Raw genomic sequence first — 24,109 nt, forward strand, 5'->3', positions numbered from 1 at the left:
TTCCTATTTTAGTCAAATTCTAATTCTACCTGCTCATTACCCAGCAGAGTTCGCAGATCCGTTAAAAGCATATCTGTTGGCGTTACACGCCAAGTCGCACCAAATCGTAAACGTGCGCAGGCATCATGCTTTTCAAAATAAAGGTGAACCGGTATCGTGCCTGAACGATGAGGTTCTAAAACGCCGCGAAGACGATTTAATAATTGCTCATTAATTTGCCTGTCCGATAATGAGATAGCAAGTCCTCGTGCATATTTTTCACGGGCTTCGTTGATATCCATAAGTTCGCGGACTGTCATTTTAAGCCCACCATTGAAATCATCAAAGCTGACCTGCCCAGTGGCAATTAAAATCTTGTCTTGCTCTAATAAATGTTGGTATTTATCCAATGCATCAGAAAATAACATAATTTCTAAGCGACCTGAACGATCATCTAAGGTACAAACGCCGATCCGATTTCCACGTTTCGTTGTAAACACTTTAGAAGCAAGTACTAAGCCTGCAACCTTCACCATTTGACCACGAGGTGTTGGTACTAAATCTTTTAGACGCGTTCCTGCCGCATATCGTTCAATTTCTTTTAAATAACGTGTGATCGGATGACCTGTTAAATATAAACCTAAAGTCTCACGCTCACCTTCTAAAACGACTTGGTCTGGCCATTTAGGTATATTGGCATAAGAACGCTCAACTTGTTCAGGAGCTTCAGCTAACACACCGAACATGTCCGATTGTCCTATTGCTTCAGCTTTGGCATGTTGGTCTGCAGCTTTTAATGCATCTTCTAATGAAGACATCAAAGCAGCTCGATGAGGCCCCAGCTTATCGAATGCGCCTGACATTATCAGTTTTTCCATCACTCGGCGATTCAATTTTTTCGTTTCTGTTCTAGCACAGAGATCAAAAATATCTTTAAAGTGACCGCCTTGCTGGCGCGCTTCTACAATTGCTTCAATTGGGCCTTCACCCACACCTTTAATGGCACCAATACCATAAACGATTTCACCTTCATCATTTACGTGGAAATGATAAAGGCCACTATTAATATCAGGAGGAAGAACCTTTAAGCCCATTCTCCAACATTCATCAACCAATCCCACCACTTTTTCCGTGTTATCCATATCTGCCGTCATTACGGCAGCCATAAATTCAGCTGGATAGTGGGCTTTTAGCCATAATGTTTGATAAGAAACTAATGCATATGCTGCTGAGTGTGATTTGTTAAATCCATAACCGGCGAATTTCTCCACCAAGTCAAAGATCCTCATAGCAAGCTCACCATCGACGCCGTTTTTGATAGCACCCTCTTCAAAAACAGAGCGCTGCTTTGCCATCTCTTCAGGTTTTTTCTTACCCATTGCGCGTCGTAACATATCCGCGCCGCCCAGTGTATATCCCGCAAGAACCTGTGCAATTTGCATAACTTGTTCTTGGTATAGGATAACACCATAGGTTGGTTCTAGAACGGGCTGTAAGCTTTCATGTTGCCACTTAACATCAGGGTATGAAATCTCTTCAACACCATGTTTACGGTCGATAAAGTTATCTACCATGCCTGACTGCAATGGCCCCGGACGAAATAGAGCAACAAGTGCAATCATATCTTCAAAGCAGTCAGGGCGTAGACGTTTGATAAGATCTTTCATACCACGAGATTCCAATTGGAATACCGCAGTTGTTTCTGAACGCTGCAACATATCAAAGCTGCGCGGATCTGTTAATGGGATTGCTGAAATATCAACAGGTTCGAGTGACTTTTTAGTACGCCGAGCATTAATCATCTCTAATGCCCAGTTAATAATGGTTAGTGTTCTTAAACCTAAGAAGTCAAATTTAACAAGACCAGCATATTCAACATCGTTCTTATCAAATTGTGTAACGGGGTTATTTCCCTCTGCATCACAATAAAGTGGCGCAAAATCGGTAATTTTTGTCGGTGAAATAACAACACCACCAGCGTGTTTACCCGCATTACGTGTTACCCCTTCTAATTTACGAGCCATATCAATAAGAGACTTAACCTCTTCATCGGCTTCATAAATTTCAGGTAATTGAGGCTCGGCAGCAAACGCTTTTTCCAGCGTCATACCCGGATCAGGAGGAACAAGTTTTGAAATTCTATCAACAAAACCGTAAGGGTGTCCTAAAACGCGGCCAACATCACGAATAACGGCTTTCGCCGCCATCGTACCAAATGTAATGATCTGAGATACTGCATCTCGGCCGTACATTTCAGCAACGTGATCGATAACTCTATCGCGTTTTTCCATACAGAAATCGACGTCAAAATCAGGCATCGAAACACGTTCAGGGTTAAGGAATCGTTCGAAAAGCAAGTCAAACTCAAGAGGATCGAGATCCGTGATTTTCAGTGAATACGCCACTAGTGAACCGGCACCTGAACCTCGTCCAGGACCAACAGGAACACCATTATCTTTAGACCACTGAATAAACTCCATCACGATAAGGAAATAACCAGGGAATCCCATTTGGTTAATCACTTTCAGCTCGATATCAAGACGCTCATCATATTCAGGACGTCTTTTTTGTCGCTCTTCAGGATCAGGAAATAGAAAAGCTAAACGCTCTTCCAAACCTTCTTGTGATTTTTTGACGAGGAAATCTTCTGTACTCATATCCCCTGTTGGGAATTGTGGAAGGAAGTATTCCCCTAAGCGGATCGTGACATTACAGCGTTTAGCGATTTCAACACTGTTTTCTAATGCTTCAGGTATATCAGCAAATAATTCACACATTTCTTCTTCTGTGCGCATATATTGCTGAGGGCTATAATTCTTAGGACGCTTAGGATCAGATAACGTAAATCCATCATGAATGGCGACACGAATTTCGTGTGCATCAAAATCATCACTATCAAGAAAACAGACATCATTGGTTGCAACAACAGGCAAACCTTTTTCAGAAGCCAGTGCAACGGCTTCATGAAGATAAGTTTCCTCATCAGTACGACCTGTACGGATCAGTTCTAGATAATAACTATCAGGGAAATGAGTTTGATAATACTCAAGGCATTGATCGACTAAAGCTCGATTACCACGAAGTAGGAACTTACCCACATCTCCCATTCGACCGCCTGAAAGTAACAAGAGCCCTTCTTTATAGGTTGTTAACCACTCTTGTTTAATCGTCGGTCCAACAGCGCCGTAACCGTGTTTATAAGCTTCAGAAATCAATAAAGTTAGGTTTTGGTACCCTACATTATTGCGTGCAAGAATAGTGAGATGAGCATATTCATCACCTAATAATTCTGTTTCAAGGTAAACATCAGCACCAATGATAGGCTTAATGCCTGCACCATGTGCAGCACCATAGAATTTCACTAGCCCACACAAGTTAGTGAAATCAGTAATCGCAAAAGCAGGCATTCCTAGCGAAGCCACTTTCTTCACAAGAGGCCCTGTTTTTGCCAATCCATCGATCATTGAATAATCGCTGTGTACCCTAAGATGGATAAAACGAGGATCTGCCATAGTGTTTAATTACTCTGTGGATTACTTTAAATTTAAAGCACGTTTTACAGGCGCAAAACTTTTTCGATGATAGGGTGTTGCCCCTAATAAGGCTAGTTTTTCCATATGGAAAACAGTTGGATATCCTTTATGTTTAGCAAAACCATAATCAGGGTAAAGCTTATCTAACTCTTCCATTTCTCTATCACGAGTCACTTTAGCAAGTATAGAAGCTGCACTAATTTCTTGAACTAAACTATCACCTTTTATAACCGCTTGAGAGGCCATAGGTAATTTAGGGCAACGGTTACCATCAATTAAGACCATATCAGGTGTTATTGATAACCCTCCAACAGCTCGTTCCATTGCTTTCATGGTTGCCCAAAGAATATTTAATTCATCAATTTCTTCAGGCTCTGCACGGCCTATCGCCCAGCATAATGCTTTTTCTTTTATTTCGTCATAAAGAGCATTACGCTTTTTTTCTGTTAGCTTTTTGGAGTCTGTTAACCCTTCAATTGGATTTGCTGGATCAAGAATAACGGCAGCGGTAACCACTGCACCCACTAATGGGCCTCGACCAACTTCATCAACTCCAGCAATAAGGTTTGCTTTTGGATATACAAATTCCATTATTTCTCTACCAATTCTAATACTGCATTTGCTGCTTGCTCATCCGCATTGCAACGAATGGCGCTATGTAGCTGTAAAAATATCTCTTTTAATTGACGTACTTTTTCTTCATCGGTTAAAAGAGGTAAAAGCTGTTGTGCTAATGCCGAAGGTTCGCACTCTTCTTGCAATAATTCTTTGATAATTTCTCGACCAGCTAACAAGTTAGGTAGTGAGACATAAGGCGTTTTGACTAATCGTTTTGCTAACCAGAAAGTAAATGGTTTCATACGATAACCAACAACCATTGGGCATTTCGTTAGCATACATTCTAATGCGGCTGTACCTGATGCTAACAGAGTCGCATCACTCGCAGTCATTGCTTCTCTTGCTTGTCCATCAAGAAGTTGTATCTCAAGTTCTGGCGCCACATTCTGATGTATTAGTTCAAATTGGGCTCGTCGCTTAGCATTAACTAATGGCACAACAATATGAAGAGAGGGAATTTGCTGTTTTAGTAATTGTGCTGTTTTTATAAAATCAGCACTTAGCATCTCAACTTCAGCATGACGGCTACCGGGAAGAAGTGCTAAACAAGGGGTTTCCTCAGATATCCCTAGGTGTTCACGAGCAGCCTTTTTGTCTGGATTTAAGGCTATGGCATCAGCCATTGTATGACCAATAAAACGACAGGGAACCTGATACTTATCATAAAACGATTTTTCAAAAGGCAGAAAAGCTAAGACGAGATCTGTCGCTTTACCAATTTTGAAAACACGTTTTTGACGCCAAGCCCATACAGATGGACTGACATAGTGAATAGTTTTGATCCCTTTTTGCTTTAAACGACCTTCAAGGGTGATATTAAAATCAGGTGCATCGATCCCCACGAAAACATCAGGCTTTAATTCTGAGAATCGTTGAGTGAGATCTTTCCTGATCTTTAATAAGCGAGGTAATCGTTCAAGAACTTCAACGATCCCCATAACGGCGAGCTCTTCCATCTCATACCAAGCTTCACAACCTTCAGCTTGCATAAGAGGCCCAGCAACACCGACAAACCGAACATTGGGATGCATTTGTTTTAGAGCGCGGATTAATCCCGCGCCCAAGATATCACCGGACGTTTCACCAGCAACTAAGCCGATAACTAACGGACGCTGAGTAGTAGATAATTGGCCTGACAAGGTCATATCCTAATTAGCGAATGATACCGCGGTTAGATTTTGCTGAGTTTTCCAGAAAATCACTGAACAATTTGACATGCGGATTATTGTTATCAGCAACCAATTGTCCAATTTCTTCACGCGCTTCTTCCAGTGTTTTACCATTACGATAGAGCACTTTGTAAGCATTACGGATTGCATGAAGATCTTCTTTAGCAAAACCTCTGCGCTTTAATCCTTCAATATTCAGCCCATAAGGGGTTGCGTGGTTTCCTTGTGCAATAACAAAAGGAGGGACATCTTGTGCCACACCTGAACATCCACCGACCATCACGTGAGAGCCAATTTGGCAAAACTGATGAACCGCACTCATACCACCGATAATCACAAAATCACCTAAAGTGACGTGACCACCCAGAGTGCCGTTATTTGCAATAATACAACGATCACCAATGATACAATCATGTGCGATGTGGGTATTAATCATCAGTAAGTTATCGTTACCAATTTTTGTGATATTACCACCTTGGGTTGTTCCACGATGGATAGTCACACTTTCACGAATAAGGTTTCGATCACCAATAATGACTTGCGTTGGTTCACCTCGATATTTCAAATCCTGATTAACTTCACCAATAGAAGTAAATTGATAGATCTGATTTTCTCGACCAATGCATGTGTGCCCATTGATAACAACGTGAGATTTGATGTCAGTTCCTTCACCAATCTCAACATTAGCACCAATGACACAAAAAGGGCCAATGCGAACATTAGCACCAATTACCGCACCCTCTTCAATAATTGAAGAAGGGTGAATTACTGCGGATTTATCTATCATAGGCTAGACCTCACGGCGGCGAGCACACATCATTTCAGCTTCGCAAGCAATTTCCCCATCAACTTTAGCGACGCCTTTAAAGCGAGCAACACCACGACGTTCTTTAATGAATTCTACTTCTAGGATCATTTGATCCCCAGGTAAGACAGGACGTTTAAAGCGAGCACCGTCAATAGCAGCAAAATAGTAGAGTTCACCAGGTTCCAGCTTTCCTACGCTTTTGAATGCTAAAATACCCGTTGCCTGTGCCATGGCTTCGAGGATCAGAACGCCCGGAAAAATTGGTTTTCCTGGAAAGTGACCTTGAAAGAAAGGCTCATTAAAAGATACATTTTTTACTGCTCTTAGAAATTTCTTTTCTTCAAAATCAAGAACACGATCAACCAATAAGAATGGGTAACGGTGTGGAAGTAAATCTAAAATTTCTTCGATTTGCAGAGTATGATTCTCACTCATTGCAATACTCTTCCTGTCTAATAAAACTGAGTCTAATTAATAATGACACGACCTGCTGTGACTCAAAAAGTGAGTTAACCCGCAGGTCGCAAAATAGGTAACATTCGTCAATGACGTATATTGTTACTTGTCGCTACTTTCTACTTGACGTTCAAGCGACTTGAGCCTTTTTTGCATTTCATCAATTCGCAACACAAGTGCTGCGGTTTTACGCCATGCTTTATTCGGTTGTAGCGGAATTCCTGAAGAATAAACACCCGGCTCAGTGATAGGACGCATTACCATTCCCATACCTGTTACCGTGACTTTATCACAGATTTCCATATGACCATTGATAACACTTGCTCCACCAATCATACAATAGCGGCCTATTTTCAGGCTACCCGCCATGATGACACCACCAGCAACAGCGGTATTATCACCAATAATGACGTTATGTGCGATTTGGCACTGGTTATCAATGATAACACCATTACCGATAACTGTGTTATCTAATGCGCCTCGGTCGATTGTAGTACATGCACCGATTTCAACGCGATCACCAATTACCACTGAACCTAATTGTGGAATTTTAATCCAATTACCACGTTCATTAGCATAACCAAAACCATCTGAACCAATCACAGTACCTGATTGAACCAGACAATCTTTACCAATGATAACCTCATGATAAACGGATACATTTGCCCATAAACGGCTATTATCGCCAATATGTGCTTTTTTACCCACAAAACAACCAGCACCAATCACAACATTATCGCCAAGGATAACATCAGATTCGATAACTGCATTTGCACCCACTGATACATTCTTTCCTAACTTAGCATCAGGAGAAATAACAGCACTTGGGTGAATATCCTGTGCTGGCTGTGGTGTTGTATCCATAATCTGTGCCATTTGAGCGTAGGCAAGATACGGATTTTTCACCACAAGTGCGGCAACGGGACAAAATGGAAGATCAGCTTCTGTTAATACAACGGCAGCAGCCTGACATTCGCTTAATTTTTCACGATAGCGACTATCGGAAAGAAATGTAATTTGTTCGCCATTTGCTAGGCTCATTGAAGCAAGACCGGCGATAGTGATATCACCATCGCCGTGTAACTGTGCATTCAACTGCTGAGCAAGATCAGCTAATCGAATTGAAAACATCTATTATTTAACCTGTTTTTGAACCTGAGCAGTAATATCTTTACCATCTGCGAAATAAGGTACAGTGTTAGCATCAAGGATCACATCATAGCCTTCTTTCTTCGCTACTGCATCAACAGCGTCTAATACACGTTTCATGATTTTGTTACGTTCTTCAGCTTGACGACGGCTAAAGTCTTGCTCAAAAGCTTGTGCTTTTTGTGCATATGCTTCACGTTTAGCAACCAGATCTTTCTCTGTATTTGCACGTTGTGTTGCATTCATAGTTGGTGCATCTTTTTGATATTTCTCAACAGCGGTCTGTAGTGCTTTACCTAAGTTCTGCAATTCAGTATCACGTGATTTGAATTCATTTTCCAATTGTTTCTCTACCGCATCACGGTTAGGAATTTGTTGGAGAACTTGACCGATGTTCACAACACCTACTTTATCTGCGGCTTGAACACCTGCTGACATGGTCAATGCCATTCCTAGGGCAGCGGCACATAACAATTTTTTCACGATTAAACTCCTTAAAACCAAAAATAATTTTTTGTCAGAAATCGGATGCCTTTTTCAGCATTATGAATCAGGCATCAACTTTACTTACATCGCTACCACGTTCTACCAATATTAAACTGGAATTGCTCTGATTTATCACCTTCGTAATCTTTTATCGGCTTAGCATAAGAGAATACTAGCGGACCTAAAGGAGATAGCCATTGTAACGCAACACCTGTCGAAACACGTATATCACTTGCACGACTATAATCTGGCATACCTGCTGTCCAAGCAGAGTTTGTACTACTCCAATTGGTATCCCATACTGTACCCGCATCAACAAACACCGACGTTCTGACTGAAGAGGAATATTTATCATCCACAAATGGGGTTGGTGTGATCAGCTCGAAACTTGCCACAGCCATAGCATTACCACCAATTGCGTCACTCGATGGTTCACCTGGTTTTGGCTTACCATTTTCACCAAGGTAAATGGCTTTAGGTCCGATATTATTTGAACGGAAACCACGAACGGTGCCAGAGCCCCCCGCATAGAAGTTTTCATAGAATGGTAATTCTTTACCACCTAAACCATCCCCGTAGCCTAAACGACCTTTAAACAGGGTTACCCAAGACTCTTTTTCATCAATTGGGTAGTATGCCATACCGTCCCAAGTTACTTTGTAGTACTTGTTATCAGAGCCAGGTACAGTCACACGTCCACTTAAGTTACTTCTCACACCAGATGTTGGGAAGAAACCTTTGTTTAAGTTATTGAATGTCCAACCAAGGCTGACAGTATAATCATCAGCATTAAAAGATTCGCGATCTTTAAAATTAGGATGTTCACCCATACTTTCAAGATAACGCCACATTGCAACCTGAGGTTCCATACGTGACAGACCATTATGAGTATAGCCTAAGCCAAGACGTGCTGAGTTATATTCATTAATTGGGAAGCCTAACGTACCATCTACACCGTAAGATTTATTGGTATAACCTGATAAATCAGCATCATTAGCGCGGAAGTCGTTATAGAAAATACGACCACCTAAACTCACACCATTAACGGTAAAGTATGGGTCAGTAACAGATAATTCTGCGTAAGTTGAGTAATCATTTTTACTCGCATTAATAGCGACTGCGTTACCTGTACCTAACCAGTTATCTTGAGTAACACCCACTTGGAAGCTCACACCACTTTCAGTACCGAAACCGACACCAAAGTTAAGAGAACCCGTGTTACGCTCTTTTACACGATAAACGATATCAACCTGATCAGGAGAACCTGGAATACGCTGAGTTTCTGTTTCAACCGTTTCGAAATAACCTAAACGATTTAAACGCTCTTTACCTTGTTCAACTAAATCGCTACCTAACCACGCACCTTCCATTTGACGCATTTCACGGCGTAAAACAGAGTCTTTAGTGATGTCATTACCCGCAAAACGTACTTGACGAACATAGAAACGGTTTCCTGCATCTACGTTTACATGCAGTTTCACGGTTTTATTTTCATCATTAATTTCAGGGTTTGTCATAACACGAGGATAAGCATATCCATAACGACCTAACAGATTTTTAATGTCATTTTCTGTTTTTGTTACTTGTGCACCATTATAAAGAGAGCCCGGTGCAATTTCGATAAGCTCTTCAATTTGTTTAGTGTAGCCAGCTGTATTACCATTGATTTCAGTATTTTCTACTGTGTATTTGTCACCTTCTTTCAGGTTAATGGTAATGTAAATTCCTTTTTTGTCTGGCGTTAAACTGACATTCGTCGATTCAATATCAAAACGTGCATAACCACGATCAAGATAGAAGCTTCTTAATGTTTCTAAGTCACCAGCCAGTTTTTGCTTCTGATATTTTTCATCAGCCGCTAAGTTCCACCAAGGAACATCGTCACGTAATTGGAAGCGGTTAACGAGCTCAGCAGTAGAAAACGCTTTATTACCAACAATGTTGATTTGCTGAATAGTTGCTGAAACACCCTCTGCAAACACGAGTTTTAAGTCGACACGGTTACGAGGAAGAGGTGTAACAACTACTTTTACAGTTGCATTATATTTACCAACACTATAATAGAAATCTTCAAGCCCTTTCTCGATATTTGCTAGCATTGTACGGTCAAGTGTTTCACCGATACGAATGTTAGAAGCATCAAGGTTCTGTTTTAGCATCTCTTCTTTGATTGCTTTGTTACCAGAGAAAGTAATGCTGGCAATAGTTGGACGCTCTTTTACTTGAACAATCAGAGTATTTCCGTCACGCAGGACACGAACATCATCAAAGTTTCCTGTCGCAAATAATGAACGGATAGTTCGGCTGATATCATCATTACCGACCGAGTCTCCAACCCGGACAGGCATATTCAGTAATGCTGCACCAACGGCGACGCGTTGAAGACCTTCAAATTGAATGTCCTGAACTACGAATCCGTCTGAACCGTATGCAGTGGCGCTGCCCAGCAGCAGCGACGCTATAAGCAACTTTTTCATCGCCATCGTTGTTTTGTGTTTTCCTAACCGGTCCCTGCTTACCAATTATAAGCGAGAGAAATCATTGAAAAGTGCAAGTCCCATTAAAAGCATCAGTGCCATAATACCAATACGATAACAGAAATCTTGTACACGCTCAGATACCGGCCCTCCCTTTATCTTCTCGATAACCAGGAAAAGCAGGTGCCCGCCATCTAAGACAGGCAGGGGAAACAAGTTAATGATCCCCAAATTGACACTGATAAGCGCCATAAACATCAAATAATAAATAAAACCAGAATCAGCGGACATTCCAGCGCCTTTCGCGATAGAAACAGGCCCACTAAGGTTAGTTAATTTGACGTCACCTACGACTAACTTGCCAATCATTTTGACAGTTAAACCCATCAACTGCCATGTTTTATCAGATGCTTCATAGAGCGCCGAAAATGGGTTGTATTGCTGCATTATCAAATATTGCTCATCAGGAGGTAATATTTGTAATTGCGCACCAACTTGCCCTACTTCAGTGCCATCTTTCAGTGCAACAGCTGTCGGTGTAACATTCAATATCAACGACGAGCCGTTACGTTCAACAAGAAGCTCCAAGGCCTTATTTGGGCTTTGTCGAACAAAATAAGTAAATGGATGCCATGTATCAATTGGCTGACCATCAACTTTAACGATACGATCCCCTGCCTGTAAACCCGCTTTTTCAGAAGCAGAGCCTTCAGTAACCTCAATAATTTTTGAGTCCAATCGCGCGCCAACAGGCATTATCCCTAGGGACAAGATAGGATCTTGTTTTTCAGGATCAAAACTCCACTGTTGTAAATTCAGTATATTCTCACTCTCAGAGAGAGAATTTGGATCTGAAACTACGAATGAAACCTCTTTGGCACCAATTTTACTGACTAATGCTAAACGAACTGCATTCTGATCAGGCGTTTCGATACCTGCAACGGATTTTAGTTCCATTCCAGGCGTTAATTTTGCTTGTTCTGCGATAGAATTCGGACGAATGTCTGCAATTATAGGTTTTAATGCAGGAACACCTATCATAAAAACTATCCAATAGGCGACTATTGCTAACAAAAAGTTGGCAATAGGCCCTGCAGCAACAACAGCAGCACGTTGACCAACTGTTTTATTATTAAATGCTAGATGACGACGCTCAGGTGCAACCTCAGCGACTCTCTCATCTAACATTTTTACATAGCCACCCAAAGGTATCCATGCGATAACAAATTCAGTGCCATGTTTATCTGTTTTGCGCCAAATTGCTTTTCCAAAACCAATAGAAAAACGCTCGACATAGATACCACAGCGCCTAGCTACCCAAAAATGCCCAAACTCATGTACCGTAATTAAAATACCTAAAACGATAATAAACGCGGCAAGATTCCACAGGATACCCATTACTTACCTTTATAGTTTAAAGCCAGAAGAAATCAGAAAGACCAATCCTGCAAAGACTGGGATAGCCGCAGTCAAACTATCAATTCTATCAAGCACACCACCATGCCCCGGTATCAGTTGGCTACTGTCTTTAATACCTGAAACACGTTTAAACATGCTTTCTGCTAGATCACCAAATACTGATACAATGACAACAACGCCAGATATTAATAACAAGTTACTAGGTACTTCAGTCACAGGTGCAAAATAAGTAAATAACCATGATGCAACACCTGCCGTAATCAACCCACCAACTAACCCTTCAAGGGTTTTACCCGGTGATACTTTAGGCGCCATTTTATGTTTACCCATTAGGCGTCCGAAGGCGTAGGCACCAGAGTCAGCAGCCCAAACTAATAACATGACATACAATAACCACCATGCGCCTGTATAAGTGTCAGTGTTATAACCCAACATACGCAACGCCATCATGCCACAATAAAAGGGAACAATCGTCAATATACCGAACAATAGCTTAATAAAAACTGAATTTTTCCACATATTGGCTGAATTCGGATAACTTACAACTAATAAAATTGCTGCTATCCACCAAATTAAACCCGCCCACAAACCATTTTTTATCATTGGAGTATCTAGTAGGTGGTCAAAATTAGGCAAAGAAAACTGCATAACGAGTAACAATGCAGCAAAGCCGATCCCTGTCGCAATACGTTTACCTTGAGAATGCCAGCCAATAAATTGTGCCCATTCCCAACCCGCTAAACCTGATATTGCGATAATGACTAATCCGAAACCTGCTGGAGGAAGTAGAAATAGTGCAGCAATAACAATAGGGATTAAAATTAATGCAGTGATGACACGATACTTAAGCAAGTTATCCTCCCAGATTTATAGTATCTGTTTCTGATGTAGTACCACCGAAACGTCTTTCCCGTTTAGCAAAAGCATCTAGTGCATTCTGAAAAACTTGTTCATCAAAATCAGGCCATAAAACCTGTGTAAAATAAAGCTCAGCATAAGCAATTTGCCAGATAAGAAAATTACTTATACGATGCTCACCACCTGTACGAATAACAAGGTCGACGTCAGGCTGATTATGCAAGCAAAGGTGTGAAGATATTGTATTTTCATTGATATCTTCGAGATTAATGTCCCCTTTTGCGAGGGATGTCGCTAATTGTTTTACGCTTTGAGTAATATCCCATCGACCGCCATAATTAGCTGCAATATTTAAATTAAGCCCAGTATTATTCGCAGTGAGTGCCACAGAACTTTTAATTCGATCTTGCAAGCGGCGACTAAAACGGCTGATATCACCAATGACAGTCAATTTAACATTATGTTTATGTAGGCTCTTCACTTCGTTATCTAAAGCAAAAACAAATAATTCCATGAGGGAACTCACTTCCTGCTCTGGTCTATTCCAATTTTCGCTACTAAATGCATATAACGTTAGTGATTCAATTTTGTGTTTTACGGAAAAGCTAACCGCATCCCGAACTGCTTTAATTCCCGCGCGATGCCCCGTTACTCGGAGTTTCCCTTGCTTTTTAGCCCAACGCCCATTGCCATCCATAATGATAGCAACATGCTTTGGTTTTGATGCGGATGAATCGTCACTGGATAAGTTCACTCAATTTAACCCTTTGCTAATCTGATACTGATACAGACAGTCCTCTTCGGATAACCTATGCACAAAAAAAAACCGTGTCACCCACGGCCTTTGGCAAAGCCTCAAAGTTGCTAAAGCAATAGCCTTAGTAATGAACTGTTAATTTTCATTATTGTCTTTAGTGATTCGGCAACTATACCATTAGCCAGAAAGACGAACAAACACCCTATATTAAATATAATCACCATTATACAAATTGAGTGATTATCTGATGAGTTTCTAATCTCGCTAATTTATCAATTTCTAGAACATCATTAATACTTTGAGGCTCTGATAGGTCAAAATGTTCAACAACTTTGCGATTAATTTTAGCAATATCAGTAAACTTCACTTTTTCGTGTAAAAATGCATCAACAACAACTTCATTAGCCGCATTTAACACTGTTGTTGCCGCTTGCCCACGTTTTGACGCTTCAATAGCAAGTGCCAAACAAGGGTAACGTTGATAGTCAGGGCGAATAAACTCTAGAGATTGAATCTCAAAGAAATCTAATGCTTTTGCACCGGATTGGGTACGATGAGGATAAGCCATTGAGTATGCAATCGGTGTTCTCATATCAGGTTCGCCAATTTGAGCAATAATACTACCATCACGATAACGAACCATTGAATGAATAACAGATTGTGGATGAATGATTACTTCCATTTCTTCTTCAGAAGCATTGAAGAAATAACGAGCTTCAATATATTCGAGCCCTTTATTCATCATTGTTGCAGAATCAACTGAAATTTTACGTCCCATAGACCAATTTGGATGCGCACACGCTTGATCTGGAGTCATTGCTTCCAGCTCTTCTAATGGTGTATAGCGAAATGGTCCGCCAGAGCCCGTTAACAGAATACTTGTCACACCTTCATCAGCTAAGGACGCATGACCTAGGTTTTCTTGAATTGCTTTAGGTAAGCTTTGATAAATTGCATTATGTTCGCTATCAATGGGTAAAATTGTCGCGCCATATTTAGCAACTGCATCAAAGAAAAGACGCCCACTGGTTATCAGTGATTCTTTATTCGCTAATAAAATTCTTTTGCCTTTTTCAATGGCCGCAAGTGTCGGTTTTAATCCTGCAACACCTGTTATAGCAGACATGACTTGATCAGCTTCATCAAGAGCTGCAATTTCATTGATCGCGTGAGACCCAGATAGAATCTCTGTTTTACAAGATGTATTAGCGAGTAGTTGTTTAAGCTGATTTGCACTTTTTTCATCAGACATCACAGCGTATTTAGGCTGGAAAGCAAGGCACTGTTGCGCCATTTTGTCTGCATTTTTTCCTGCGGCTAAAGCAAGAACCTGATACTCATCAGGATTATTTTCAATTACGGAAAGAGTGCTAGTTCCGATAGATCCTGTTGAGCCTAATATAGTTATTTGTTTCATTTATTAATCAATCAGTATGTCTACAACGTTTTAATTAAAGAGAATTATATCAGTATGACGAGGTAAATGAGGATTAAAGATGAAAACTTTAATAAATAATGTGACAAAAGAAGGTATTAAGCACGAATTTTCAAATAAATAGTTAAAAATAATGCCGCTAAAAAGCGGCATTATCGAAAAAAGATATAAAAATTAGAATTCCATTAACTCTGCTTCTTTCAGCGCTAATGCATCATCAATTTTTTTAATGAACATGTCAGTTAATTTCTGAATGTCATCTTGGGAGCGGCGCTCATCATCTTCGCTGATTTCTTTATCTTTCAGTAATGCTTTTACTTTATCGTTAGCATCACGACGGATATTACGAATAGAAACGCGACCTTGTTCTGCATCACCACGAACAACTTTGATTAGGTCTTTACGACGTTCTTCAGTTAATGGAGGCAGTGGAACACGGATAATGGTGCCCGCAGATGAAGGATTTAAACCCAAATCTGATGCCATAATTGCTTTTTCAACGGCAGGAGCTAAAGTACGGTCGAATACAGTGATTGCCAGTGTACGGCCATCTTCTGCGACAACGTTAGCAACTTGGTTTAATGGAGTTGGCGCTCCGTAGTATTCAACTACAATGCCATCTAAAAGGGCAGGAGACGCACGACCAGTACGAACTTTATTAATCTGGCTTTTTAGTGCTTCAACGCTTTTATCCATGCGTTCTTGAGCATCTTTTTTGATTTCATTAATCACGTTATAAACCCTTGGGAACTGGTTATCTTCCAGTCGATATGAAAAACATACCGACATAAATGAATTGGCGTACTCTAGATGTTAACGCCAAATTATACCGTTGTCTCTGTGTATTAAGCGTGAGAAATCAAAGTTCCTTCACTTTCACCCATTACAACCCGACGTAATGCACCCGGTTTATTCATATTGAATACGCGGATAGGTAAATTATGATCTCGGGCTAATGTGAATGCAGCAAGATCCATGACTTTCAATTCACGTTCTAATACATCCTGATAAGTCAGTGTTTCATAAAGTACTGCATCAGGATCTTTGGTTGGATCGGCAGAATAAACGCCATCCACTTTCGTTGCTTTTAGTACAACGTCAGCTTCAATTTCAATACCGCGTAAACATGCAGCAGAATCGGTAGTAAAGAATGGGTTACCTGTACCAGCCGAGAAAATAACAACTCGACCGTGGCGTAATAAGCTAATTGCTTCTGCCCAACTGTAGTTATCGCAGACACCATTCAATGGAAATGCAGACATAAGGCGCGCGTTTACATAAGCACGGTGCAATGAATCACGCATTGCTAAACCATTCATTACTGTCGCGAGCATTCCCATGTGGTCACCCACAACACGGTTCATACCTGCCGCAGCAAGACCTGCGCCACGGAACAAGTTACCACCGCCAATTACGACACCGACTTGTATACCTAATTCAACGAGTTCTTTGATTTCCTGAGCCATGCGATCAAGTACGCTCGCATCGATACCGAAACCTTCTGCGCCTTGCAGGGCTTCGCCACTCAGCTTTAATAAAATTCGCTGATATACAGGTTTTGCATTGGTAGCCATGGTGTTCTGTCCTAAGCAGATTAGTTAATTGGAGGTTTTAGATAGCTTCTCTTTTTAACAAAAAAAAGCAAACAGCTAGTGGAGATTACAACAAAACAGAACCGCCATTAGGCGGTTCTGTTAACGCTAAGCGTTATTATTTGCTCATTGCAGCAACTTCAGCTGCGAAATCAGCTTCAACTTTCTCAATACCTTCACCAACTTCGAAGCGAACGAAGTTGATAACATCAGCATTGTTTTCTTTCAGCAATTCGCCAACAGTTTTGCTTGGTTCCATTACGAAATGCTGACCAGTCAGAGAAATCTCACCGGTGAATTTGTTCATGCGACCGATAACCATTTTTTCTGCGATTTCGCGTGGTTTACCTGATTGCATTGCGATATCCATCTGAATTTGGTGCTCATGTTCAACAACATCAGCAGGAACATCTTCAGGACGAACATATTCTGGTTTGCTTGCAGCAACGTGCATAGCAATGTGTTTGATCAGTTCTTCGTTAGCGCCTTTAGCTGAAACTAAAACACCGATGCGAGCACCGTGTAGATAAGTACCTAATTCTTCAGCTTCTAATACAGCAACACGACGAATGTTGATGTTTTCACCGATTTTAGCAACTAATGCAGTACGAGCTTCTTCAAATTTAGCTTTCAGAGCATCGATATCATCAGTTTTGTCTGCTAATACAGCAGCCATAACTTCTTTACCGAAAGCAATGAAACCAGCATCTTTAGCAACGAAGTCTGTTTCACAGTTCAGTTCAACCAGCGCACCGAATTTACCATCAGCAGCAACTTCTGCAAGGATGATACCTTCAGCTGCAACACGACCAGCTTTTTTAGCAGCTTTAGCTTGACCTGATTTACGCATGTTGTCGATTGCTAATTCGATATCACCATTAGCTTCAACCAGCGCTTTTTTACATTCCATCATGCCTGCGCCAGTACGTTCACGCAGTTCTTTTACCAATGCAGCGGTAATTCCAGACATTTGTTTCTTCCTCGACTTTTCTATGGGCTAGCCATAGATGTTCTCATAGCAGATGTGTAAAGGGGGCCTATGGAGGCCCCCTAACCAATATATAGCAATACCTGGTTAAATAAGGGCTCTTACGAGCATGCCTTATTATTCAGCTTCGACTAAGCCTTCTTCAGCCTGAACAGCCAGATCTTGAGAACGACCTTCACGAACAGCTGTAGCTGCGGCGGTCAGATATAATTTAACCGCACGGATTGCATCGTCATTACCAGGGATAATGAAGTCGATACCATCTGGATCAGAGTTAGTATCAACGATAGCAAATACTGGGATACCCAGGTTGTTTGCTTCTTTGATAGCAATGTGTTCGTGTTCAGCATCGATAACAAACAGAGCGTCAGGTAAACCGCCCATGTCTTTGATACCACCCAGGCTGTTTTCTAACTTACCAAGTTCACGAGAACGCATTAATGCTTCTTTCTTGGTCAGTTTGTCAAAAGTACCGTCCTGAGATTGTGATTCTAAATCTTTCAGGCGTTTGATTGACTGACGAACAGTTTTCCAGTTAGTCAGCATACCGCCTAACCAGCGGTGGTTTACATAAAACTGGTCACAGCTTTCTGCTGCTTCTTTAACAGCTTCAACGGCAGAGCGCTTAGTACCAACAAACAGGATTTTGCCTTTACGAGAAGCAATTTTGTTCAGTTCAACCAGAGCTTCATTGAACATTGGAACAGTTTTTTCCAAGTTAATGATATGAACTTTGTTACGCGCACCAAAGATGAATGGTTTCATTTTTGGATTCCAGTAACGAGTTTGGTGACCGAAGTGAACACCGGCTTGCAGCATATCGCGCATTGAAACAGTTGCCATTTTAGACCTCTATAAATTTAAATTTGGGGTTATTTCGTCCACAAATCCCATACGACCGACTCATCAGCTGTAAAGGTTTAGAGCCTTTACATAAGAGCACCCCGGCGTTATGTGTCGATTTGTGTGTGTAATTAACACAATTGAATGTTTCAGATTTACTGCCATTACTCACAGTGTGATGCAATAACAGAACTCCGGCGCGCTTTATACCATAAATAACCTTAAGAAACCACTATTACTTACGATTGCCACGGCCTTATTTGACATAAAAACACATCATTTAGGCAAAGAAAAAAGCGAGATTAGTGCAGTGATAATAAATATTGCTCTAATATCAATTTGCTAGAAAAACACTAAATAGAAAAGCGCAATATGTAAAGACAATCAGATTAAGAAGGCGTAATGTTCGTCATTACTCTCGATATCAGACAGATTGCACACATCCTCTTTATTGGCACACCTACATTCTGCTGATATCATAAATGGTAATCAGAATTATTTCTCATCATCATTCATTCAACCTGCAATACAAAATATGAATACAACAAAGCGTGTTATCTAATTCGTATTGTGGCTTTTAATCTAGACGAAGAACTCAAATGGCTATTGTAATCAAGACAGAAGAAGATATTCAAAAAATGCGCGTCGCAGGTCGTCTTGCGGCAGAAGTTCTTGAAATTATCGCACCGTTCGTAAAACCAGGCGTAAACACCGCTGAATTAGACCGTATTTGTCACGAACATATTGTTAACGCGCAACAGGCTATTCCTGCTTGCCTTAACTATCATGGTTTTCCTAAATCAGTCTGTATTTCGGTTAACGATGTTATTTGCCACGGTATTCCTAGTGAAGAAAAAATCCTTAAAGATGGTGATATCGTTAATATTGACGTCACTGTCATTAAAGATGGTTTTCATGGCGATACCTCAAAAATGTTTATTGTGGGTAAACCAACAATCCAAGGTGAACGCTTATGTCGTATCACTCAAGAAAGCCTCTACCTTGCCATTAAAATGGTTAAACCGGGCATTCGCTTACGTGAACTTGGCAAAGCAATTCAAAAATTTGTTGAAGGTCATGACTATTCTGTTGTCCGCGAATATTGCGGCCATGGTATTGGTGAAGGATTCCATGAAGAACCTCAAGTTCTACACTATGATGCAGATGATAGCGGTGTTGTGTTACAAAAAGGCATGGCATTTACGATCGAGCCAATGGTAAACACTGGTGATTACCGTATTCGTACAATGAAAGATGGCTGGACTGTTAAAACTAAAGACAGAGGTTGGTCAGCACAGTACGAGCATACATTAGTTGTTACCGATAATGGCTGTGAAATCATGACATTACGCAAAGAAGAAGAGCCATTTATTTCTGCAGTATTAGTCAACAAATAAGCTTCTTTAGCTAAAATGTAAAAGCGACATATTTTTTCGAGATGTGTCGCTTTTTTTATTTTATTTGCTACGAAATGGCAGAATCACTAGTCAGCTTATCGTTTTAACATTAGTCTTAATGTCATAAGCAAACATTGAGAAAGAAGACGCATAATGACTAATAAAAACGCATTTCAAACACCGCCCCCTTCCCCTTTTTTGCTGACAGAAAATACACAAAATTGTGCTGAGCTTAAGCAATCAATTGAACAATTTCACTCTTGGTTAACAGATGCTTTTCATCATGATGTTGATGTGGCTTTATTACTTCAAGCTCGTAGCCATTTCATTGACCAACTCTTAACGCAATTGTGGCACCATACACTGCTATCTGATTATTCTGATCTTAGTATTATTGCCGTTGGTGGTTACGGCAGACAAGAATTACATCCGCTTTCTGATATTGACCTTCTCTTTTTAAGTGAAACACCTTTATCACCAGAGGCTGAAGATAAAGTCAGTAAACTCATTACACTGCTGTGGGATGTACGCCTTGAAATTGGTGCCAGTGTTAGAACAATGGAAGAATGTCTTTTAGAAGGCCTTTCAGATTTAACGGTTGCAACAAACTTACTAGAAGCTCGCCTTATTTGCGGCAATAACTCGCTTTATCAGCAATTAATTAATCATATTTTTAGCCAAGGTTTTTGGCCATCACCAGATTTTTTCGCTGCAAAAGTTGAAGAGCAAAAGCAAAGACATCAACGATATCATAGCACTAGTTACAATCTAGAACCTGATATCAAAAGTAGCCCCGGTGGACTGCGTGATATCCACACTTTAATTTGGGTAGCACATCGTCATTTTGGTGCAGCATCAGTTTCTGAAATGGTTAATTTTGGCTTTTTGACGCCAGCAGAAGGACAAGAGTTATTAGAGTGTCAATACACACTATGGAAAATTCGTTTTGCTCTCCATCTTGTGCTTTCTCGCTATGACAATCGACTATTATTTGATAGACAACTCAACGTTGCCCAACTTTTAAATTATGAAGGTGAAGGCAATCAACCTGTTGAAAAAATGATGAAGGATTATTATCGCGTAACTCGTCGTGTTAGTGAGTTAAATGATATGTTACTTCAGCTATTTGACGAAGCTATTCTTGCTCTGCAACCTAATGTAAAACCGCGTCCATTAGACAGTGAATTTCAGCTACGAGGTTCGTTAATTGATGTTGTTGATGACAGTTGCTTCCTTGATGATCCTATCGCTATTATGCGTCTCTTTTTGCGTATGGCAGAGCATAAAGAGATCACTGGAATCTATTCAACAACACTCCGCCATTTACGTTATGCTCGCCGACATTTAGTACAGCCTTTATGTGAGTACCCACTCGCACGTCAAGTTTTTATGCAGATATTACGCCACCCTCGTGCGGTTTCTGGTGCATTTGTCCCAATGCATAAACACAGTGTACTCGCGGCTTATTTCCCGCAATGGAATAATATCGTAGGCCAAATGCAGTTTGATTTATTTCATGCCTACACCGTTGATGAACATACTATTCGTGTTTTACAAAAACTTGAAAGCTTTGCTTCTTATGAAAACCATGAAAAACATCCGCTTTGTGTTGATATTTATCCCAAACTTCCTCAACTTGAATTACTACGTTTAGCTGCACTCTTTCATGATATTGCCAAAGGTCGCCATGGTGACCATTCCATATTAGGTGCGCAAGACGTTGCTTATTTTGCTCAGCAGCATGGTTTAAATCAAAGAGAATCAGCCTTAGTTGAGTGGCTTGTTAGTCATCACTTACTTATGTCTGTCACCGCACAACGACGCGATATTCAAGATCCTGACATTATTTTTCAGTTTGCATCAGAAGTAAAAAATGAAAGTCGATTACGTTATCTTTTGTGCTTAACTGTTGCGGATATCTGTGCGACCAACAGCAGTCTATGGAATAGCTGGAAACAGAGCTTATTACGTGAACTTTTTCTATCAACAGAAAACCAGTTACGCCAAGGTATGCATTCTATTCCCGACCTACGTGAACGTATTCGACATCATCGTTTGCAAGCACTAACTATTTTACGAATGGAACAAGTCGATGAAGAGAAATTGCAAGCAATTTGGGGACGCTGCCATGCCGACTATTTTTTACGGCATACACCAGAACAAATTGCATGGCATGCACTTGCATTAATTGAGCATAATAGCGATGAACCAATGGTGCTAATCAGTCAACAAACTGAACATGGTGGTACTGAAATCTTTATTTGGTGTGCAGATAGACCTTCCCTTTTTGCATCTGTTGCAGGAGAATTAGATAGACGTAATTTAAGTATCCATAACGCTCAAATTTTTACTAACCGCGATAATATGGCTATGGATACTTTTATTGTGTTAGAGCCTAATGGTAAACCGCTGGCGATTGATAGATATAATGCTATTCGTAACGCATTGATCCAAGTCGTATCCGCCCCTTATAACGCCAATGCCAAAACTCGCTCATTACCAGCCAAATTGCGCCATTTTGACGTTCCAACAAAAATTAATTTTATAGCCTCTAATCATAATAAACGCACCTATATGGAACTATTTGCACGCGATCGCCCGGGATTATTAGCAATTATTGGTAAAGTTTTTGCTGATCTTTCACTTTCATTGCATGGTGCTCGAATAACCACAATAGGTGAACGCGTTGAGGATTTCTTTGTATTAACTGATAGCGAAAATAAGGCATTAAACCAAAAAATGAAGGATGAAGTCGTAGAAAGGTTGACAAAAGCCCTAGTTTCAAAGGATAAAATATAGGAACCCACGACAATACATATAGGAAATACTATTGATGCAAGCATTACAATCTATTATTGATAACGCCTTCGAACATCGTGCAGATATCACTCCAAACAACGTTGAGCCTCATATTCGTGATGCCATTAATAACGTTATTGCACTGCTAGACAGCGGAAAACTGCGTGTCGCAGAAAAAATTGACGGTCAGTGGGTGACTCATCAATGGTTAAAAAAAGCGGTTCTACTCTCTTTTCGTATTAATCACAATCAAGTGATAGATGGCAGTGAAAGTCGCTATTTTGACAAAGTGCCTATGAAGTTCGCTGATTATGACCAAGCACGTTTTGAAAAAGAAGGCTTTCGTGTTGTTCCCCCTGCCGCAGTTAGACAAGGGGCTTACATCGCTCGCAACACTGTTTTAATGCCATCTTATGTCAACATTGGTGCTTACGTCGATGAAGGTAGCATGGTTGATACATGGGCAACGGTAGGTTCATGTGCTCAAATCGGTAAAAATGTCCATCTCTCTGGTGGTGTTGGTATCGGCGGCGTGTTAGAGCCACTACAAGCAAACCCAACCATTATTGAAGATAACTGCTTTATTGGTGCTCGCTCTGAAATTGTTGAGGGTGTCATTGTCGAAGAAGGCGCTGTTATTTCAATGGGCGTTTATATTGGCCAAAGTACCAAAATTTATGACAGAGAAACAGGCGAAGTACATTATGGCCGAGTCCCTGCGGGCTCAGTCGTTGTGTCAGGTAATTTACCCTCTAAAGATGGAAGCTACAGCCTTTACTGTGCAGTGATCGTAAAAAAAGTTGATGCTAAAACACGTGGAAAGGTTGGTATTAATGAATTGTTAAGAACTATCGACTAATATAAGAACAGCGGATAGAATTAATTCTATTCGCTATTCTTTCATTCATCTTTCTATCAGGTGCCAATATATGTACGATAATTTAAAAAATTTAGGGATCCCGCATCCTGAAGATATTGACCGCTATACCCTGCGCCAAGAAGCTAACAACGATATTTTAAAAATCTATTTTCGCAAAGATAAAGGTGAATTCTTTGCAAAAAGCGTAAAATTTAAATATCCACGCCAACGTAAAACAATTTCTGATGGTCAATCAGGACAAGGTTTTAAAGAAGTAAATGAAATCAATACTAACTTACGTTATGTAATTGAAGAATTAGATCAAATTTGCCAACAAGACCAAGTAGAAGTCGATTTAAAACATAAAATCCTAGATGACTTGCGCCACCTTGAGCATGTTGTAGCAAATAAAATTGCTGAAATTGAAGCTGATTTAGAAAAGCTGACTCGCCGTTAATAACAGGCAATTTTAGCCAATATATAGGTT

At 40.5% G+C, this 24,109-nt stretch carries 20 protein-coding genes; 4 read left to right on the forward strand and 16 right to left on the reverse strand.

The window, feature by feature from the left end:
* Positions 1-8: 8 nt before the first annotated feature.
* From dnaE to rpsB, 16 genes are all read right to left on the reverse strand, one after another.
* On the reverse strand, positions 9-3,491 hold the full coding sequence (dnaE, locus tag C0T34_RS10145) for a DNA polymerase III subunit alpha (RefSeq protein ID WP_098942019.1): 3,483 nt from the start codon (positions 3,489-3,491) through the stop codon (positions 9-11).
* Positions 3,492-3,512: 21 nt separating this feature from the next.
* Entirely contained in the window at positions 3,513-4,103 is a 591-nt protein-coding gene (gene rnhB / locus C0T34_RS10150; protein ID WP_098942018.1) for a ribonuclease HII, read from the reverse strand.
* Positions 4,103-5,275 carry a lipid-A-disaccharide synthase gene (gene lpxB, locus C0T34_RS10155; protein ID WP_098942017.1) on the reverse strand — a complete coding sequence of 391 codons (1,173 nt, stop codon included), beginning with the start codon at positions 5,273-5,275 and terminating at the stop codon, positions 4,103-4,105. Before lpxB ends, rnhB begins: the two co-directional genes overlap by 1 nt.
* A gap of 7 nt (positions 5,276-5,282) precedes the next feature.
* Positions 5,283-6,086: an acyl-ACP--UDP-N-acetylglucosamine O-acyltransferase gene (gene lpxA / locus C0T34_RS10160; RefSeq protein WP_098942016.1), complete on the reverse strand. Its 804-nt coding sequence runs from the start codon at positions 6,084-6,086 to the stop codon at positions 5,283-5,285.
* A 3-nt stretch (positions 6,087-6,089) separates the two neighbouring features.
* Complete coding sequence (gene fabZ / locus C0T34_RS10165) at positions 6,090-6,542, reverse strand: 3-hydroxyacyl-ACP dehydratase FabZ (RefSeq protein ID WP_006535887.1); 453 nt, start codon at positions 6,540-6,542, stop codon at positions 6,090-6,092.
* Positions 6,543-6,665: 123 nt separating this feature from the next.
* Positions 6,666-7,694 (reverse strand): UDP-3-O-(3-hydroxymyristoyl)glucosamine N-acyltransferase, encoded by a 1,029-nt coding sequence (gene lpxD, locus C0T34_RS10170; RefSeq protein ID WP_098942015.1) that lies wholly within the window; start codon positions 7,692-7,694, stop codon positions 6,666-6,668.
* Positions 7,695-7,697: 3 nt separating this feature from the next.
* Positions 7,698-8,195 (reverse strand): OmpH family outer membrane protein, encoded by a 498-nt coding sequence (locus C0T34_RS10175; RefSeq protein ID WP_036934019.1) that lies wholly within the window; start codon positions 8,193-8,195, stop codon positions 7,698-7,700.
* 92 nt (positions 8,196-8,287) lie between these two features.
* Positions 8,288-10,681 carry an outer membrane protein assembly factor BamA gene (bamA, locus tag C0T34_RS10180; protein WP_109394054.1) on the reverse strand — a complete coding sequence of 798 codons (2,394 nt, stop codon included), beginning with the start codon at positions 10,679-10,681 and terminating at the stop codon, positions 8,288-8,290.
* A 39-nt stretch (positions 10,682-10,720) separates the two neighbouring features.
* A complete protein-coding gene (gene rseP / locus C0T34_RS10185; protein ID WP_098942013.1) occupies positions 10,721-12,073 on the reverse strand; it encodes a sigma E protease regulator RseP in 1,353 nt (450 codons plus the stop codon).
* A 9-nt stretch (positions 12,074-12,082) separates the two neighbouring features.
* Positions 12,083-12,946, reverse strand: a complete 864-nt coding sequence (cdsA, locus tag C0T34_RS10190) for a phosphatidate cytidylyltransferase (RefSeq protein WP_098942012.1) — start codon at positions 12,944-12,946, stop codon at positions 12,083-12,085.
* A 1-nt stretch (position 12,947) separates the two neighbouring features.
* Positions 12,948-13,706: a (2E,6E)-farnesyl-diphosphate-specific ditrans,polycis-undecaprenyl-diphosphate synthase gene (gene ispU, locus C0T34_RS10195; protein ID WP_109850122.1), complete on the reverse strand. Its 759-nt coding sequence runs from the start codon at positions 13,704-13,706 to the stop codon at positions 12,948-12,950.
* A 226-nt stretch (positions 13,707-13,932) separates the two neighbouring features.
* Positions 13,933-15,126 (reverse strand): 1-deoxy-D-xylulose-5-phosphate reductoisomerase, encoded by a 1,194-nt coding sequence (ispC, locus tag C0T34_RS10200; RefSeq protein ID WP_098942010.1) that lies wholly within the window; start codon positions 15,124-15,126, stop codon positions 13,933-13,935.
* 192 nt (positions 15,127-15,318) lie between these two features.
* Positions 15,319-15,876, reverse strand: a complete 558-nt coding sequence (frr, locus tag C0T34_RS10205) for a ribosome recycling factor (protein ID WP_075671704.1) — start codon at positions 15,874-15,876, stop codon at positions 15,319-15,321.
* 113 nt (positions 15,877-15,989) lie between these two features.
* Positions 15,990-16,718: a UMP kinase gene (pyrH, locus tag C0T34_RS10210; protein ID WP_023582710.1), complete on the reverse strand. Its 729-nt coding sequence runs from the start codon at positions 16,716-16,718 to the stop codon at positions 15,990-15,992.
* Positions 16,719-16,854: 136 nt separating this feature from the next.
* On the reverse strand, positions 16,855-17,706 hold the full coding sequence (tsf, locus tag C0T34_RS10215) for a translation elongation factor Ts (protein WP_098942009.1): 852 nt from the start codon (positions 17,704-17,706) through the stop codon (positions 16,855-16,857).
* Positions 17,707-17,841: 135 nt separating this feature from the next.
* On the reverse strand, positions 17,842-18,567 hold the full coding sequence (rpsB, locus tag C0T34_RS10220) for a 30S ribosomal protein S2 (protein WP_023582712.1): 726 nt from the start codon (positions 18,565-18,567) through the stop codon (positions 17,842-17,844).
* Positions 18,568-19,166: 599 nt separating this feature from the next.
* Between rpsB and map the strand changes: the two genes are divergently transcribed.
* The 4 genes from map to C0T34_RS10240 all read left to right on the forward strand — a co-directional run bounded on the left by map (position 19,167) and on the right by C0T34_RS10240 (position 24,079).
* Entirely contained in the window at positions 19,167-19,964 is a 798-nt protein-coding gene (gene map, locus C0T34_RS10225) for a type I methionyl aminopeptidase (protein WP_098942008.1), read from the forward strand.
* Positions 19,965-20,117: 153 nt separating this feature from the next.
* The gene (gene glnD, locus C0T34_RS10230) at positions 20,118-22,763 is read left to right on the forward strand and encodes a bifunctional uridylyltransferase/uridylyl-removing protein GlnD (RefSeq protein ID WP_109850123.1); all 2,646 of its coding nucleotides are present in this window, start codon (positions 20,118-20,120) and stop codon (positions 22,761-22,763) included.
* 34 nt (positions 22,764-22,797) lie between these two features.
* On the forward strand, positions 22,798-23,622 hold the full coding sequence (dapD, locus tag C0T34_RS10235) for a 2,3,4,5-tetrahydropyridine-2,6-dicarboxylate N-succinyltransferase (protein WP_098942006.1): 825 nt from the start codon (positions 22,798-22,800) through the stop codon (positions 23,620-23,622).
* Between the two features lie 70 nt (positions 23,623-23,692).
* Entirely contained in the window at positions 23,693-24,079 is a 387-nt protein-coding gene (locus C0T34_RS10240; protein WP_006535910.1) for a DUF3461 family protein, read from the forward strand.
* The last annotated feature ends 30 nt before the right edge of the window (positions 24,080-24,109 follow it).

The sequence above is a fragment of the Proteus sp. CA142267 genome (assembly GCF_003336825.1).
Lineage (GTDB): Bacteria > Pseudomonadota > Gammaproteobacteria > Enterobacterales > Enterobacteriaceae > Proteus > Proteus terrae.

Excerpts from the sequence above, each read along its gene's own strand:
- dnaE (WP_098942019.1), bottom strand. The coding sequence starts at position 3,491 with ATGGCAGATCCTCGTTTTATCCATCTTAGGGTACACAGCGATTATTCA.
- rnhB (WP_098942018.1), bottom strand. The coding sequence starts at position 4,103 with ATGGAATTTGTATATCCAAAAGCAAACCTTATTGCTGGAGTTGATGAA.
- lpxB (WP_098942017.1), bottom strand. The coding sequence starts at position 5,275 with ATGACCTTGTCAGGCCAATTATCTACTACTCAGCGTCCGTTAGTTATC.
- lpxA (WP_098942016.1), bottom strand. The coding sequence starts at position 6,086 with ATGATAGATAAATCCGCAGTAATTCACCCTTCTTCAATTATTGAAGAG.
- fabZ (WP_006535887.1), bottom strand. The coding sequence starts at position 6,542 with ATGAGTGAGAATCATACTCTGCAAATCGAAGAAATTTTAGATTTACTT.
- lpxD (WP_098942015.1), bottom strand. The coding sequence starts at position 7,694 with ATGTTTTCAATTCGATTAGCTGATCTTGCTCAGCAGTTGAATGCACAG.
- bamA (WP_109394054.1), bottom strand. The coding sequence starts at position 10,681 with ATGGCGATGAAAAAGTTGCTTATAGCGTCGCTGCTGCTGGGCAGCGCC.
- rseP (WP_098942013.1), bottom strand. The coding sequence starts at position 12,073 with ATGGGTATCCTGTGGAATCTTGCCGCGTTTATTATCGTTTTAGGTATT.
- ispC (WP_098942010.1), bottom strand. The coding sequence starts at position 15,126 with ATGAAACAAATAACTATATTAGGCTCAACAGGATCTATCGGAACTAGC.
- pyrH (WP_023582710.1), bottom strand. The coding sequence starts at position 16,718 with ATGGCTACCAATGCAAAACCTGTATATCAGCGAATTTTATTAAAGCTG.
- tsf (WP_098942009.1), bottom strand. The coding sequence starts at position 17,706 with ATGTCTGGAATTACCGCTGCATTGGTAAAAGAACTGCGTGAACGTACT.
- rpsB (WP_023582712.1), bottom strand. The coding sequence starts at position 18,567 with ATGGCAACTGTTTCAATGCGCGATATGCTGCAAGCCGGTGTTCACTTC.
- map (WP_098942008.1), top strand. The coding sequence starts at position 19,167 with ATGGCTATTGTAATCAAGACAGAAGAAGATATTCAAAAAATGCGCGTC.
- glnD (WP_109850123.1), top strand. The coding sequence starts at position 20,118 with ATGACTAATAAAAACGCATTTCAAACACCGCCCCCTTCCCCTTTTTTG.
- dapD (WP_098942006.1), top strand. The coding sequence starts at position 22,798 with ATGCAAGCATTACAATCTATTATTGATAACGCCTTCGAACATCGTGCA.
- C0T34_RS10240 (WP_006535910.1), top strand. The coding sequence starts at position 23,693 with ATGTACGATAATTTAAAAAATTTAGGGATCCCGCATCCTGAAGATATT.